Genomic DNA, 13,603 nt, shown 5'->3' with positions numbered 1-13,603 from the left:
AAGGGACCTGACTCATGGGAGCGCAGCTCCGGGTCTACAAGCGTCGCATCCGTGCCGTCACGGCGACCAAGAAGATCACCAAGGCGATGGAGATGATCGCCGCCTCGCGCATCGTCAAGGCGCAGCGCAAGGTGGCGGCATCGATGCCGTACGCGACCGAGCTCACCCGTGCGGTGACCGCGGTGGCGACCGGTTCGAACACCAAGCACGCGCTGACCACCGAGGTCGAGGCGCCGACCCGCGCCGCGGTCCTGCTCATCACGAGCGACCGCGGTCTGGCCGGCGGCTACTCCTCGAACGCCATCAAGCAGGCGGACCGGCTCACCGAGCGGTTGCGCGCCGAGGGCAAGGACGTCGATGCCTACATCGTCGGCCGCAAGGGTGTCGCCTACTACGGCTTCCGCGAGCGCAAGATCGCGGACTCGTGGACCGGCTTCACCGACAGCCCGGCTTACGCGGACGCCAAGCGCGTCGCCGCGCCGCTGATCGAGGCCATCCAGACGGAGACGGCCGAGGGCGGCGTGGACGAGCTGCACATCGTCTACACGGAATTCGTGTCGATGATGACGCAGAACGCCGTGGACGGCCGGATGCTGCCGCTCAGCCTCGCGGAGACCTCCGCTGGGGCTCAGGACGAAGAGCGCGCGAAGGGCGAGATCCTTCCGCTGTTCGAGTTCGAGCCGTCGGCGGAGGACGTCCTCGACGCCCTGCTGCCGCGCTACGTCGAGAGCCGCATCTACAACGCGCTGCTGCAGTCGGCCGCTTCCGAGCACGCCGCCCGCCGCCGCGCGATGAAGTCGGCGACCGACAACGCCGGGGACCTCATCAAGAGCCTCTCCCGGCTTGCCAACGCGGCCCGCCAGGCCGAAATCACCCAGGAAATCAGCGAGATCGTCGGTGGCGCGAGCGCCATGGCTGACGCGACCGCGGGGAGTGACAAGTAATGACGACCACTGTTGAGACGGCCGCCGCCACGGGCCGCGTCGCCCGGGTCATCGGCCCGGTCGTCGACGTGGAGTTCCCCGTCGACGCCATGCCCGAGATCTACAACGCCCTCAAGGTCCAGGTCGCCGACCCGGCCGAGGACGGCAAGCTCAAGACCCTGACCCTCGAGGTCGCGCAGCACCTGGGTGACGGCCTCGTCCGTACCATCTCGATGCAGCCGACCGACGGTCTGGTCCGCCAGGCCGCGGTGACCGACACGGGCGAGGGCATCACCGTCCCCGTCGGTGACTTCACCAAGGGCAAGGTGTTCAACACCCTGGGCGAGGTGCTCAACTACCCGGAGGCCAACTCCGAGGTGACCGAGCGCTGGCCGATCCACCGCAAGGCACCGAGCTTCGACGAGCTCGAGTCGAAGACCGAGATGTTCGAGACCGGCGTCAAGGTCATCGACCTCCTCACCCCGTACGTCAAGGGTGGCAAGATCGGTCTGTTCGGTGGTGCCGGTGTCGGCAAGACCGTTCTGATCCAGGAAATGATCTACCGCGTCGCCAACAACCACGACGGTGTGTCGGTCTTCGCGGGCGTCGGTGAGCGTACCCGTGAGGGCAACGACCTCATCGAGGAAATGGGCGACTCGGGCGTCATCGACAAGACGGCGCTCGTCTTCGGCCAGATGGACGAGCCCCCGGGCACCCGTCTTCGGGTCGCGCTCGCCGGTCTGACCATGGCGGAGTACTTCCGCGATGTGCAGAAGCAGGACGTGCTCTTCTTCATCGACAACATCTTCCGTTACACCCAGGCCGGTTCCGAGGTCTCCACGCTGCTCGGCCGTATGCCGTCCGCGGTGGGTTACCAGCCGAACCTGGCCGACGAGATGGGTCTGCTGCAGGAGCGCATCACCTCGACCCGCGGTCACTCGATCACCTCGATGCAGGCGATCTACGTCCCCGCGGACGACCTGACCGACCCGGCGCCGGCCACCACCTTCGCCCACCTCGACGCGACGACGGTGCTCTCCCGTCCGATCTCCGAGAAGGGCATCTACCCGGCCGTGGACCCGCTGGACTCGACGTCCCGCATCCTCGACCCGCGGTACATCGCGGCGGACCACTACGCGTGCGCCATGCGCGTCAAGGGGATCCTGCAGAAGTACAAGGACCTGCAGGACATCATCGCGATCCTCGGTATCGACGAGCTGGGCGAGGAGGACAAGCTCGTTGTCCACCGTGCCCGTCGCGTCGAGCGCTTCCTGTCGCAGAACACCCACGTCGCCAAGCAGTTCACCGGCGTGGACGGTTCGGACGTTCCGCTCGAGGAGTCGATCACCGCGTTCAACGCGATCTGCGACGGTGACTACGACCACTTCCCCGAGCAGGCGTTCTTCATGTGCGGTGGCATCGAGGACCTGAAGGCCAACGCCAAGGAGCTGGGCGTCTCCTGAAGCCCCGCTCCTCGCGAGCAGAGCTGATTTACGGAGAGGGGCGGGGTACGTCCCGCCCCTCTCCCCACGCCCATTAGAATTTGACCCAACACCCGGCAGACCCGCCGGGTGGTGACCCGAGGAGCCACCTTGGCTGCTGAGCTGCACGTCGAGCTGGTCGCGGCGGACCGCAATGTCTGGTCCGGCGAGGCCACCCTTGTTGTCGCGCGCACCACGTCGGGCGACATCGGCGTCATGCCCGGTCACCAGCCGCTTCTCGGTGTGCTGGAATCGGGCCCGGTGACCATCCGCACCAGCGACGGCAACACTGTCGTCGTCGCGGTGCACGGCGGTTTCATCTCGTTCGCGGACAACAAGTTGTCCCTGCTGGCCGAGATCGCCGAACTCGCGGACGAGATTGATGTCCAGCGGGCGGAGCGGGCACTGGAGCGCGCGAAGGCGGAGGCCGATGCGGCCGCCGAGCGTCGCGCCGATGTCCGGCTGCGCGCGGTGACGGGCCACTGAGCCCCTTACCGAACAGTGTGCGTCCTCAGCCGCGGCCCGATCCGGAGTTCTCCGGAGCGGGTCGCGGCTGAGGCGATGCGGATCGGTTTTTCGTGTGCTGTATTCGATGAGCGAGGAGGTCGGTGAAGATGCTCCTCGCTCTGCTTGTGAGCGGCCTGGTCGTAGCCCTGGTGGTGATCGGGCTGTTTGTCTTCGGGCTGCGCCGCAGACTCATCCAGCGGTCCGGCGGGACCTTCGACTGCAGCCTGCGCTGGGGCGTGGCCGAGGAGCCCGACGTCTCCGGCAAGGGCTGGGTGTACGGGGTCGCCCGCTACAGCGGTGACCGGATCGAATGGTTCCGGGTGTTCAGCTACTCGCCCCGGCCCCGCCGTCTCCTGGAGCGCGCCTCCATCGAGGTGCTGGCCCGTCGCGCCCCGGAGGGCGAGGAGGAGCTGGCGCTGCTCTCCGACGCCGTCGTGCTCGGCTGTTCCCACCGGGGGACGCGCCTGGAGCTGGCGATGAGCGACGACGCGCTGACCGGATTCCTCGCCTGGCTTGAGGCTGCGCCTCCCGGGCAACGGGTAAATGTTGCCTGAAATTCCTTGCCCGTTGGGTGGGGGTCCCCCCGGACGAACTCTGGGGAAGGGTGAACGTGGCCTGAGGCCGGCGAAGCCGGATCGCCCTCGCCGGACGGAGTCTGGCGCAGCGGCGCGTCAAGAAGGAGAAGCCGGGGAGAAGGGGGCGGACCCTGCTCCCCGGCTTCGTCTTTCACCGGCCCCGTGCGTGGGGGCTACTGGAGACCGGTGTGGATGGCGTTCGCGAGTTCACCGTTCGCGGTGTCGCCGCTGAACTCCCAGAAGAAGGCGCCCCTGAGGCCCTGCTGCTTGGCCCAGGTCATCTTGCCGGCGATGGTGGCGGGGGTGTCGTAGCTCCACCAGTTGCTCCCGCACTTCGCGTAGGCGGTGCCGGCGATCGTGCCGGTCACCGGGCAGCTGCTCTTGAGCACCTTGTAGTCCTCGATGCCCTGCTCGTACGTGCCGGGGGCGGGGCCGGTGGCGGCGCCGCCGGGGGCGTCCTGGGTGACGCCGGTCCAGCCGCGCCCGTAGAAGCCGATGCCCAGGTTCAGCTTGGAGCCGGTGATGCCCTTGCCCTTGAGCTTGGTGATCGCGGCCTCGGAGTTGAAGCCGGCGATCGGGATGCCCGCGTAGGAGGTGAGCGGGGAGTGCGGGGCGGTCGGGCCCTTGGCGTCCCAGGCGCCGAAGAAGTCGTAGGTCATCACGTTGTAGAAGTCGACGTACTGGGCAGCGCCCGCGTAGTCGGCGAGGTCGAGCTTGCCGCCGTTGGAGCCGTCGGCGGAGATCGCGGCGGTGATCAGGTTACTGCCGCCGAACTTGGCGCGCAGCGCGGCCAGCAGGTTCTTGAGGGAGGCGGCTCCGCTGGTGTCGCAGGACAGACCGCAGGCGTTCGGGTACTCCCAGTCGATGTCGATGCCGTCGAAGACGTCCGCCCAGCGGGGGTCCTCGACCAGGCTGTAGCAGGAGTCGGCGAAGGCGGCCGGGTTGGCCGCGGCCTGGCCGAAGCCGCCGGACCAGGTCCAGCCGCCGAAGGACCACAGCACCTTGATGCCGGGGTACTTCTTCTTGAGCTCGCGCAGCTGGTTGATGTTGCCGGCGACGGGCTGGTCCCAGGTGTCGGCGGTGCCGTCGACGCTCGACGCGGCGTCGTACGTCTTCTGGTAGTCGGCGTAGGCGTCACCGATCGCGCACTTGCCGCCGGTGACGTTGCCGAAGGCGTAGTTGATGTGCGTGATCTTGGCGGCGGTACCGGAGGTGACGAGGTTCTTCACCTGGTAGTTGCGCTGGTAGATGCCCCAGTCGGTGAAGTAGCCGAGCTTGACCTTGCTGCCGGTGGGCGGGGGTGTGGTGCCGCCGCCGGTCGTGGTGACGGAGAGGGCGCCGGAGGACGGACCGGTCTGGTCGGCGGTGTCACGGGCGGTGACGGTGTAGCCGTAGGAGGTCGCCTTGGTCAGGCCGGAGTCTGTGTAGCCGGTGCCGGTGACGGTCGCGACCTTGGCCCCGTCGCGGAAGACGTCGTAGTTCTTGACGCCCTTGTCGTCGGTGGCCGCGCTCCAGCCGAGGGTCACGGAGGTGTCGGTGACCCCGCTCGCGGTGGGGGTGCCGGGGGCCGAGGGCGGGGAGTCGGTGGGGGTCGTACCGCCCTCGCAGGAGGCGCCGTTGACCTTGCAGCCGGCGGGCGCGCCGGAGCCGGCGCCGTTGAACCCGAAGCTGATGGTCGCGCCGGGGGAGAGGGTGCCGTTGTAGCTCTTGTTCTTGCCGGTCCAGTGGGTGCCGGAGCCGGTGACGTCGGCGTCCCAGGCGGAGGTGACCGTCGTGCCGGAGGGGAAGTCCCACTCCACGGTCCAGCCGGTCAAGGCGGTGGTGCCGGTGTTCTTCACCGTCCACTTGCCCTCGAAGCCGGAGCCCCAGTCGGAGACCTTCGTGTACGTCGCGGTCGCGGAGCCGGCGGCCTGGGCCGGGCCGGCGAGGGCGACGAGTCCCGCCGCCGGCAGGGCGAAGGCGGCCACCGTGGCGGCGAGCCTCCTGAACAGACGGGTGCGGGGTGGGGGTGCTGTGCTCAAGGTCGTCCTCCGTAGGTCCGTCGAAGTCGCGGGGCCGACTTCGACATGGGGGTGGGACCTGCGCCGCCCGTGAGCCTGCCGGGGGGATCTTTTGTCATGGCACGCTCACCACAGTTCCGGTGAGCGTAGAAAGGTCTGGACCAACCGTCAAGAGGTCCAGACCTCCGCCCAGGTGGCCTACCGGGGACCCAACTCACGGACTCGTACGACCGCTTGGGCCCGACTTCGGAACTCCGGCTTTCCCAACAGCCCGCTGACGTGCGTCTTCACCGTCGCCTCCGGCGTCCCCGGGGCACGGGAGGCCGTACCTGCCGCAGGGCCGCGAACTCGGCGGCAGGCGACGCGTCACCGCCGGGTAGGGGCACTACAGCGTCAAGTGGCTCGACCGGCACGCCGGGTACCGGCTGAACGCTGGGACCGAAGCGCCCGGCACGCGGTAGGGCGAGGACCGGGCGCGCCACGAGCGGCGACTGTGGCCGCGCACCCTGGTCGCGGCGGTCGTCGTGCTCGGGCTAGCGTTCGCCGCCCGGCACCCAGAGCACGTCCCCGACCTCCTTGTTGGCGGTGCGGGCCAGGATGAAGAGCAGGTCCGAGAGCCGGTTCAGGTAGGTGGCGGTCAGCGGGTTCATCACCTCGCCGTGTGCCTCCAGCGCCGCCCACGTCGAACGCTCGGCGCGGCGGACCACCGTGCACGCCTGGTGCAGGAGCGCCGCGCCGGGGGTGCCGCCGGGGAGGATGAAGCTGCGCAGCTTCTCCAACTCGTCGTTGAAGCGGTCGCAGTCCGCCTCCAGCTTGTCGATGTAGAACTGCTCGACGCGCAGCGGAGGGTACTGCGGGTTCTCGACGACCGGGGTGCTCAGGTCCGCCCCGACATCGAACAGGTCGTTCTGCACCCGGACCAGGACCTTCACCACGTCCTCGGGCAGGGCGCCCAACGCGATCGCCGTCCCGATGGCCGCGTTGGCCTCGTTGGCGTCGGCGTACGCGGAGATCCGCAGGTCCGTCTTGTGCGTACGGCTCATGTCGCCGAGGGCGGTCGTGCCCTTGTCGCCGGTGCGGGTGTAGATGCGCGTGAGGTTCACCATGGTTCCAGCCTAATGACAAGGACGGCGGTGCGGGCCGGGGAGGAAGGCGCGTACCCGGACAAAGGTGCGCACGGGTCAACTGCGGGCCGCTCAAGCGCCGCTGGGCCGTACCGGTGTGATGTCCGTCAGCTGAGACGTGACGCGTGTTACTTCGCGGTCACACCGTCCCTCACGGACGCTAGTCTCCGCCGGAGAGGCTACGAGACTGGGCCGTAGCGAGAACGAGGGGTGTGCAGTGGCTGGGAAGCTCGCCGTCATCGGTGCCGGACTCATGGGTTCCGGGATCGCTCAGGTCTCCGCTCAGGCGGGTTGGGACGTCGTCTTGCGCGATGTCACCGATGCCGCGCTGACCCGTGGCACGGACGGGATCAAGGCCTCGTACGACAAGTTCGTCTCCAAGGGCAAGCTGACGGCCGAGGACGCCGAGGCGGCGCTCGCCCGGATCACCACGACCACCGACCTCGACGCGGTCGCGGACGCCGACATCGTCGTCGAGGCCGTCTTCGAGAAGCTCGAGGTCAAGCACGAGATCTTCCGCGCGCTCGACAAGCTGGTGCGGGACGACGCGATCCTGGCGTCCAACACCTCCGCCATCCCGATCACCAAGATCGCCGCGGTGACGGAGCGCCCCGAGCGGGTCGTCGGCGCGCACTTCTTCTCGCCCGTGCCGATGATGCAACTGTGCGAACTGGTCCGCGGCTACAAGACCAGCGACGAGACCCTCGCCACGACCCGGGCGTTCGCCGAGTCCGTGGGCAAGACCTGCATCGTCGTCAACCGCGACGTTGCGGGCTTCGTGACGACCCGTCTGATCTCGGCGCTGGTCGTCGAGGCCGCCAAGCTCTACGAATCGGGCGTCGCCACCGCCGAGGACATCGACATCGCCTGCAAGCTGGGCTTCGGGCACGCGATGGGGCCGCTGGCCACCGCGGACCTCACGGGCGTCGACATCCTGCTGCACGCGACCAGCAACATCTACACCGAGTCGCAGGACGAGAAGTTCGCGCCGCCGGAGCTGATGCGCCGCATGGTGGACGCGGGCGACTTCGGCCGCAAGAGCGGACAGGGTTTCTACAAGCACTGACGGCCAACGTTCGAACGCCTTCACCCGTTGGTGTGAATGAGAGTATCGGTTCGCTCACAGTCGGCAACTTCCCCGCCCCCGGGGCAGTCAGTTCCAGTGAGAGTGGCCGACCACGGACCAGTCGGACCATACGTACGCGGCACGTACGCGGGACTGCGGGAGCACACATGCACATCAGGGGCGACCACGCCGAACTCGTTGTCGGGGGTCGCCTCGACGTGCGCAGCGCGGCGGACGCCCGTACGGCCCTGCACACCGCCCTCGATCGCGGCCACGGCGACCTCGTGCTCGACCTCACCGGGCTCGACTCCTGGGACGCGACCGGCCTCGGTGTGATCATGGGCGCGCACCGGCGGGCGGGCCGCACCGGGCGCCGCCTCGTCCTGCGCGGGGTGCCCGCGCAGATGCAGCGGCTGCTCGTCGCGACCCGGCTGCACCGCATCCTCGCCATCGAGGGCGGACTGGAAGCGGAATCCCTCCCGCGGGTGTGATACGAGGGGCGCTTCTTTCCTGCGGAAACGTAACGTTCCGGTGGTGAACGCCCTCTGACGGTTCCCGCGCGCCCGGCCACGGTTTAGGCTCCGGGCGGAAACCGGACCAGTAGCGACAGCGGTGTGTGCGTGCGAAGGCCGGGCGGTACGACGGCGGCAGCGGCGCGGCACGCGGCGCGATCGGGGGACTTGGTCATGGACCGTACTCAGGGGCAGCCCGGCGCGGGCACGGGACGCGGCGTGGGCGATTCCGGAACCGGAACCGCCACATCGGCGGGGCCCGCCGCCGGCGCCGCGTCCACCGGAGGCGTCGCACGCGTCGTCACACTGACCGCGGGCGACTTCGCCCTCACCGTCAACCCCGTCGACGGCAGCGAGATAGAACCCCTGCGTCCCGGCACCGGGACGCCCCGGCCCGCCAAGCGGGGCCCGGCCGCCCGCGCCTCCCGGGAGGCCGCCGGCCGGCCCCCGGCACTGCCCGGCTCCCCCCTCCCCTCCCGCCCGCTGCTCCAGCGCGAGGAGGAACGGGAGCGCCTCCAACGGCTGCTGGGCCGCGGCCGTTCGGTACGACTGACCGGACCGGCCGGATCGGGCCGTACCGCGCTGCTCGACTCGGTTGCCGCCGCGTGCTCCGACCTCGCCCCCGACGGGGTCGTCCGGCTGAGCGGATACGGCCAACAGCAGCCGCTGGAACTGCTGCACGCACTGCACACCGCGGTGTTCGAGAGCGCCGACGAACGACCCGACCGGACCGAACTCCTCGCCCGGGTACGGGAGATCGGCGCGATCGTCGTCATCGACGACCTGGAGCTGGGCGGAGCCGCCCTCGACGAACTCCTGCGGGCCACCCCCGAGTGCGCCTACCTGCTCGCCGCCACCCCCGACGTCAAAGCCCCTTCCGAGCACTCCCACTTGGAGGAGGTCTTCCTCGGGGGCCTCGGCCGGGCCGAGTGCGTCGCGCTCCTGGAGGCCCTCACCGGGCGTCCCCTGACGGAGGAGGAGACGGCGTGGGCGGCAGACCTGCGGTTCGCCTCCGAGGGGCTGCCCCTGCGCTTCGTACAGGCGGCCGCGCTGCTGCGCCGGCGCGACGAGTTGAACCACCGTGACGAGCCGGACGACGAGGACGAGCCCGGCGTCTTCGAGGGCCGGCCGCGAGAGGCCGGGCACGTACCGCTGCCGACGCTCGCCGAGGGCGCGGCGCCGGCGGAGCTGCTGGCCTCCCGGGTGAGCGAGTCGGCGCGGGCCGCCCTGCGGATCGCCTGCGCGCTCGGCGGCGAGATGCCGCACCACGCACACCTGCCGGCGCTGGTGGGGGACACCCACGCCGACGCGGCGGTCGCGGAGCTGTTGGACTGCGGCCTGCTCACCCCGGTCGGCCCGCGCTACCGGCTGGCCCACGGGGTCGCCCGTCAGTTGGAGGAGGCCGGGTACGGGGACACCGCGGCCGAGGAGGCCCGTACCGCCGCCCGGCACTACGCCTGGTGGACCGGGCACGCCTCGGTGACCCCCGAGCGGGTCGCGGCCGAGGCGGACGCGGTGCTGGCGGCGCTGGCGGGCGCCGACGTGGTGGCCGCCGTCATGCTCGCCCGCACGGCGGCTCCGGCCCTGGCGGCCTCCCTGCACTGGGAGGCGTGGGAGCGGGCGCTGCGCTCGGGCGCGGAGGCCGCACGGAAGGCCGGCGAGGTCGCGGAGCAGGCGTACTTCCACCACGAGCTGGGCGTGCTCGCGCTGTGCGAGGGGCGGTTGGAGCGGGCGCGGGCGGAGCTGGAGGCGTCGATCGGGCTGCGGGGCGCGCTCGCGGACAAGCGGGGCACCGTCGCGGGACGGCGGGCGCTGGCGCTGGTCACCGACCGGGAGGCGGCGGCGGCCCAGGTGTCGCCGCCCCTGCGGCTGGAGGCCCCGGCCACGCCCGCGCCGGGCTCGTCCGCGCCGGTCGCGTCCGCCACGTCGGCGGCGGCCGGGCCGCCCGCCTCTGCCCTGCGCGCGTCGGCTTCGGCCGCGTCCGCGCCGGCCCTACCGGCCGCGTCGGCCGCGTCGGCTTCGGCCGTGACCCGTCCGCTCGCCCGTCCGGTGGTCTCCCCGGTGACCCCGCCCGTGGCCCGCCCGGTGACGCCGCCCGTCGCCTCCGAGGCCGTGACCCAAATGGTGTCGGCGGTCCGGCGACCCGAGGCGCCGACGACTCCGTCGACCCTCTCCCAGGTGTTCGAGGACGCCTTCCCGCCCGCACCCAAGCAGGAGCCGGCGCCCGGTGCGCCCCTCGCGCCGGGTCGCGCCCCGGCGGGGGAGCCGGACTCGCGGCGCAGGACGGCGTTCCTCGCCGCGGCCGGCGCCCTGGCGGTGGCCGTGATCGGGACCGTGGTGGGCCTGACGGTCTCCGGTTCGGACACCCGGGCGCCGAAGGACCCGGCGGTGTCGTCGTCGCCGGACACCGACCTGGGCACCGACTCCGGCACGAGCGACCCGGCCGTCGCGCCGGCGCCGGGCACCACCGCCCCGTCGGCGACCCGGTCGGACGCGGCGACGCCCGGGCCGGGCGAACCGGCGGCGCAACCCGTCCCCGGGACCACCCGGGCCCCCGGCTCCACGTCGGGCGGCCGGACCCCTTCGTCCAAGCCCACGCCACCGGCGCAGCCGGGCACCAAGGCGCCGACGTCCACACCCCCGACCGCCGACACACCCCCGGCGAGTCCGTCCAACTCGTCCGTGTCGCCGCCGAGCCCGCCCACGAACTCGCCGCCGGCGGGCAGCTCCGAGTCCGCCTCCGAGGCCGCCCCGTCGTCCACGCTGTGACGTCGCGACGTCGGCGGCGGCCCTCGGCTCAGAACAGGCGGAGCTTGTCGTCCTCGATGCCGCGCATCGCGTTGTAGTCCAGCACCACGCAGTCCATGCCGCGGTCCGTGGCCAGGACCCGGGCCTGCGGCTTGATCTCCTGGGCGGCGAAGACACCGCGGACCGGCGCGAGGTGCGGGTCCCGGTTGAGGAGCTCCAGGTACCGGGTGAGCTGCTCGACGCCGTCGATCTCACCGCGCCGCTTGATCTCCACGGCCACGGTCGCGCCCGAGCCGTCGCGGCACAGGATGTCGACCGGGCCGATCGCCGTCATGTACTCGCGGCGGATCAGCGTGTAGCCGTCGCCCAGCGTGTCGATGCGGTCGGCGAGCAGCTCCTGGAGGTGTGCTTCCACGCCGTCCTTGATCAGGCCCGGGTCGACGCCCAGCTCGTGGGAGGAGTCGTGCAGCACTTCCTCCATGGTGATGATGAGCTTCTCGCCCGCCTTGTTGACGACGGTCCAGACACCCTCCTCGGCTCCGGTCCCCTCCTTGAGGGTGCACGGAGGAGACATCCAGTTGAGCGGTTTGTACGCCCGGTCGTCCGCGTGGATGGAGACACTGCCGTCGGCCTTCACGAGGATCAGACGGGGTGCGGAGGGCAGATGGGCGGTGAGCCGGCCCGCGTAGTCGACGGAGCAGCGGGCAATGACGAGACGCATGGTCGGCAACGCTACTCGACCGATGGGCCTCCACGCGATTCGCCCGTGAAAGCCCCCTTCGTCGATGGCGCGTTGTATGCGCATTCTCCTGGTGCGCCAACCCGGGGGCGCCTACCGTGGTGAGCGGGTGGTTGTCGAACGTGCACGCTGCGTCGCGGCCGCCTTCCCTGCCCGTAGGACTCCGGACACCCAAACCGCCGGGGTCACGAGAGGAGAACCCATGTCGCTCGACGTCTCACCGGCCCTACTCGAACAGGCCGAGCGAGGCGAGGTCGACGAAGCCGCTTTCGTCGACTGCGTCCGGACCTCCCTGCCTTACGCATGGGAGATGGTCAGCTCGCTGGTGGCCCAGCTGGAGGTTGAAGGCGGAGAATTCGCCGACAACCAGACGCCGCCGCCGGACGAGCAGGCGCGCGGGCAACTGCTGCGCGCGCTCGCGAGTGACGCGATACGCGGTGCCCTGCAGCGGCACTTCGGGGTGCGCCTGGCATTCCAGAACTGCCACCGTGTAGCGGTGTTCCCGCTGGACCCCGCGGTGGACGACCGGCTTGCCAAGTTCACCTCGATCCGCGGCCAGCTGCTCAACCAGTCGCCGGAGCTGCGGGACTGTTAGCTCCCGAGCAGGTCCTCCGTCAGCCGGTCCCGCGTCAGCCGGTCCTGCGTCGGTAGGCCCTGCGTCGAAGAGCCGCCCGCTGCCGCTCCGAGTCGCGGGAGGTACGACCGGTACCGGAGCGGCAGTCCGGCTCTCAGCCGAGGCGGGGCAGGACCTCGGCGCCGATGCGCCGTACGTTCTCCTCCGTCGCGGCGAGGTCGCCGGAGCCCTCCGTGAGCAGGGCGAAGCGCGTGATCCCCGTGCGTTCGGCGGTGGCCGCGATGCGGTCCGCCGCGAACCGCGGGGTGCCCACGGGGTGCAGCTCACAGAGCAGCTCCGTGTACGCCACCGGGTCCCGCATCGCGCGCTGTCGGCCGTCCACCGTCACATGGGCGTCCAGGCCCTGGCGCAGCCAGCCCGGCATGGCCTTCACCAGGGTCTCCCGGGCGTCCGCCGTGCGGTCCGCGAGTTGGCAGACCCCGGCCGACACGTGGGCCGCGTCCGGCGCGTGCCCCGCGGCCACGGCGGTGCGCCGCCACAGCGCGACCATGTCCGCCTTGTCCTCGTCCCCGCAGTGCATGCCGAGCAGCATCGGCAATCCGCGCTCCGCGGCCAGCCGTACGGACGCCGGAGAGGTACAGGCGACGATCACTTCCGGCCCCTTCCCGTCACCGTCCAGCGCCTCCGCGGGACGCGGTACGACGGCCACCTCGCGGAAGCCGTACCGGTCGCCGGCCGCGCCCACCCGGGCCTCGGTCAGCCAGCGCCGCAGCAGGTCCAGGGCTTCCGGGAAACCGGTCTCGTACGCGTCCAGGCCCCCGCCGAACACCTCCAGGTCGACCCAGGGACCGCCCCGGCCCACCCCGAGCATGAAACGGCCGCCCGAGGTCAGGTGCAGCAGGGCCGCTTGTTCCCCCAGGGCCACCGGGTGCGTGTTCGGCAGTACGCTCACCGCCGTGCCCACGCGCAGCCGCTCGGTCCGCCCCAGCAGCAGGGCCGCCAAGGTCACCGCGGAGGGGCAGACCCCGTACGGCACGAAGTGGTGCTCCGCGAGCCAGACCGCGTCCAGTCCGGACTCCTCGGCGACCTCGGCGGTCCGCACCGCCCGGTGCAGTGCCTCCCCCGGCCCCTGGCCCGGGAACTGGGCCCCCACTACAAACGCTCCTACGCGCATCGCGCTTAGCCTCCTCGCGGCTGACGCGGCCTCCCCAGGTGGACCGGCTCTCCGACGTTCATGACATCAACGTCTGATGGCAACAACGCCCGACACGTGCCAAGGGCACGGCCCGGCGGCAAAGTTATTGGGATTGTCAGGCCGGCGCCCATGAGCGAGCCCGCTCTCCGAACACCCTGC

Annotated in this window: 12 protein-coding genes; 8 read left to right on the top strand and 4 right to left on the bottom strand. The window is 71.0% G+C overall.

Annotated features, from left to right (window positions below):
* Positions 1-14: 14 nt before the first annotated feature.
* From ACFVXJ_RS19355 to ACFVXJ_RS19340, 4 genes are all read left to right on the top strand, one after another.
* On the top strand, positions 15-944 hold the full coding sequence (locus ACFVXJ_RS19355) for a F0F1 ATP synthase subunit gamma (RefSeq protein ID WP_361309363.1): 930 nt from the start codon (positions 15-17) through the stop codon (positions 942-944).
* On the top strand, positions 944-2,386 hold the full coding sequence (atpD, locus tag ACFVXJ_RS19350; RefSeq protein WP_389663088.1) for a F0F1 ATP synthase subunit beta: 1,443 nt from the start codon (positions 944-946) through the stop codon (positions 2,384-2,386). Before ACFVXJ_RS19355 ends, atpD begins: the two co-directional genes overlap by 1 nt.
* A gap of 129 nt (positions 2,387-2,515) precedes the next feature.
* Entirely contained in the window at positions 2,516-2,890 is a 375-nt protein-coding gene (locus ACFVXJ_RS19345) for a F0F1 ATP synthase subunit epsilon (RefSeq protein ID WP_190183442.1), read from the top strand.
* Positions 2,891-3,018: 128 nt separating this feature from the next.
* Positions 3,019-3,465 carry a DUF2550 domain-containing protein gene (locus ACFVXJ_RS19340; protein ID WP_361309357.1) on the top strand — a complete coding sequence of 149 codons (447 nt, stop codon included), beginning with the start codon at positions 3,019-3,021 and terminating at the stop codon, positions 3,463-3,465.
* A gap of 194 nt (positions 3,466-3,659) precedes the next feature.
* On the opposite strand, the gene ACFVXJ_RS19335 is transcribed toward ACFVXJ_RS19340, so the two are convergent.
* Both ACFVXJ_RS19335 and ACFVXJ_RS19330 read right to left on the bottom strand, forming a co-directional pair.
* The gene (locus ACFVXJ_RS19335; protein ID WP_389663256.1) at positions 3,660-5,477 is read right to left on the bottom strand and encodes a glycosyl hydrolase family 18 protein; all 1,818 of its coding nucleotides are present in this window, start codon (positions 5,475-5,477) and stop codon (positions 3,660-3,662) included.
* 542 nt (positions 5,478-6,019) lie between these two features.
* Positions 6,020-6,592, bottom strand: a complete 573-nt coding sequence (locus ACFVXJ_RS19330) for a cob(I)yrinic acid a,c-diamide adenosyltransferase (protein WP_389663086.1) — start codon at positions 6,590-6,592, stop codon at positions 6,020-6,022.
* 235 nt (positions 6,593-6,827) lie between these two features.
* Here ACFVXJ_RS19330 and ACFVXJ_RS19325 point away from each other — a divergent pair, with 235 nt between their 5' ends.
* The 3 genes from ACFVXJ_RS19325 (at position 6,828) to ACFVXJ_RS19315 (ending at position 10,957) form a co-directional block, all read left to right on the top strand.
* On the top strand, positions 6,828-7,676 hold the full coding sequence (locus ACFVXJ_RS19325) for a 3-hydroxyacyl-CoA dehydrogenase family protein (RefSeq protein ID WP_190183449.1): 849 nt from the start codon (positions 6,828-6,830) through the stop codon (positions 7,674-7,676).
* A gap of 167 nt (positions 7,677-7,843) precedes the next feature.
* The gene (locus tag ACFVXJ_RS19320; RefSeq protein WP_361309350.1) at positions 7,844-8,167 is read left to right on the top strand and encodes an STAS domain-containing protein; all 324 of its coding nucleotides are present in this window, start codon (positions 7,844-7,846) and stop codon (positions 8,165-8,167) included.
* A 195-nt stretch (positions 8,168-8,362) separates the two neighbouring features.
* Positions 8,363-10,957 (top strand): ATP-binding protein, encoded by a 2,595-nt coding sequence (locus ACFVXJ_RS19315; RefSeq protein WP_389663083.1) that lies wholly within the window; start codon positions 8,363-8,365, stop codon positions 10,955-10,957.
* Positions 10,958-10,985: 28 nt separating this feature from the next.
* Here ACFVXJ_RS19315 and nucS read toward each other — a convergent pair whose 3' ends face one another.
* Positions 10,986-11,657 (bottom strand): endonuclease NucS, encoded by a 672-nt coding sequence (nucS, locus tag ACFVXJ_RS19310; protein ID WP_361309344.1) that lies wholly within the window; start codon positions 11,655-11,657, stop codon positions 10,986-10,988.
* A gap of 220 nt (positions 11,658-11,877) precedes the next feature.
* On the opposite strand from nucS, the gene ACFVXJ_RS19305 reads away from it, so the two are divergent.
* The gene (locus ACFVXJ_RS19305; protein ID WP_136215131.1) at positions 11,878-12,270 is read left to right on the top strand and encodes an SCO5389 family protein; all 393 of its coding nucleotides are present in this window, start codon (positions 11,878-11,880) and stop codon (positions 12,268-12,270) included.
* A gap of 133 nt (positions 12,271-12,403) precedes the next feature.
* Here ACFVXJ_RS19305 and ACFVXJ_RS19300 read toward each other — a convergent pair whose 3' ends face one another.
* Positions 12,404-13,423, bottom strand: coding sequence for an LLM class flavin-dependent oxidoreductase (locus tag ACFVXJ_RS19300; RefSeq protein ID WP_389663081.1), 1,020 nt, complete (start codon positions 13,421-13,423; stop codon positions 12,404-12,406).
* Positions 13,424-13,603: the final 180 nt, after the last annotated feature.

This window comes from Streptomyces sp. NPDC058279, from assembly GCF_042881255.1.
In the GTDB taxonomy this organism is placed as follows: Bacteria; Actinomycetota; Actinomycetes; order Streptomycetales; family Streptomycetaceae; genus Streptomyces.
The sequence above is the reverse complement of the archived record's forward strand: the minus strand, read 5'-3'. Positions and strand labels throughout refer to the sequence as shown.

Coding starts and splice junctions, on each gene's coding strand:
- ACFVXJ_RS19355 (WP_361309363.1), top strand. CDS start 15: ATGGGAGCGCAGCTCCGGGTCTACAAGCGTCGCATCCGTGCCGTCACG.
- atpD (WP_389663088.1), top strand. CDS start 944: ATGACGACCACTGTTGAGACGGCCGCCGCCACGGGCCGCGTCGCCCGG.
- ACFVXJ_RS19340 (WP_361309357.1), top strand. CDS start 3,019: ATGCTCCTCGCTCTGCTTGTGAGCGGCCTGGTCGTAGCCCTGGTGGTG.
- ACFVXJ_RS19330 (WP_389663086.1), bottom strand. CDS start 6,592: ATGGTGAACCTCACGCGCATCTACACCCGCACCGGCGACAAGGGCACG.
- ACFVXJ_RS19320 (WP_361309350.1), top strand. CDS start 7,844: ATGCACATCAGGGGCGACCACGCCGAACTCGTTGTCGGGGGTCGCCTC.
- ACFVXJ_RS19315 (WP_389663083.1), top strand. CDS start 8,363: ATGGACCGTACTCAGGGGCAGCCCGGCGCGGGCACGGGACGCGGCGTG.
- nucS (WP_361309344.1), bottom strand. CDS start 11,657: ATGCGTCTCGTCATTGCCCGCTGCTCCGTCGACTACGCGGGCCGGCTC.
- ACFVXJ_RS19305 (WP_136215131.1), top strand. CDS start 11,878: ATGTCGCTCGACGTCTCACCGGCCCTACTCGAACAGGCCGAGCGAGGC.
- ACFVXJ_RS19300 (WP_389663081.1), bottom strand. CDS start 13,423: ATGCGCGTAGGAGCGTTTGTAGTGGGGGCCCAGTTCCCGGGCCAGGGG.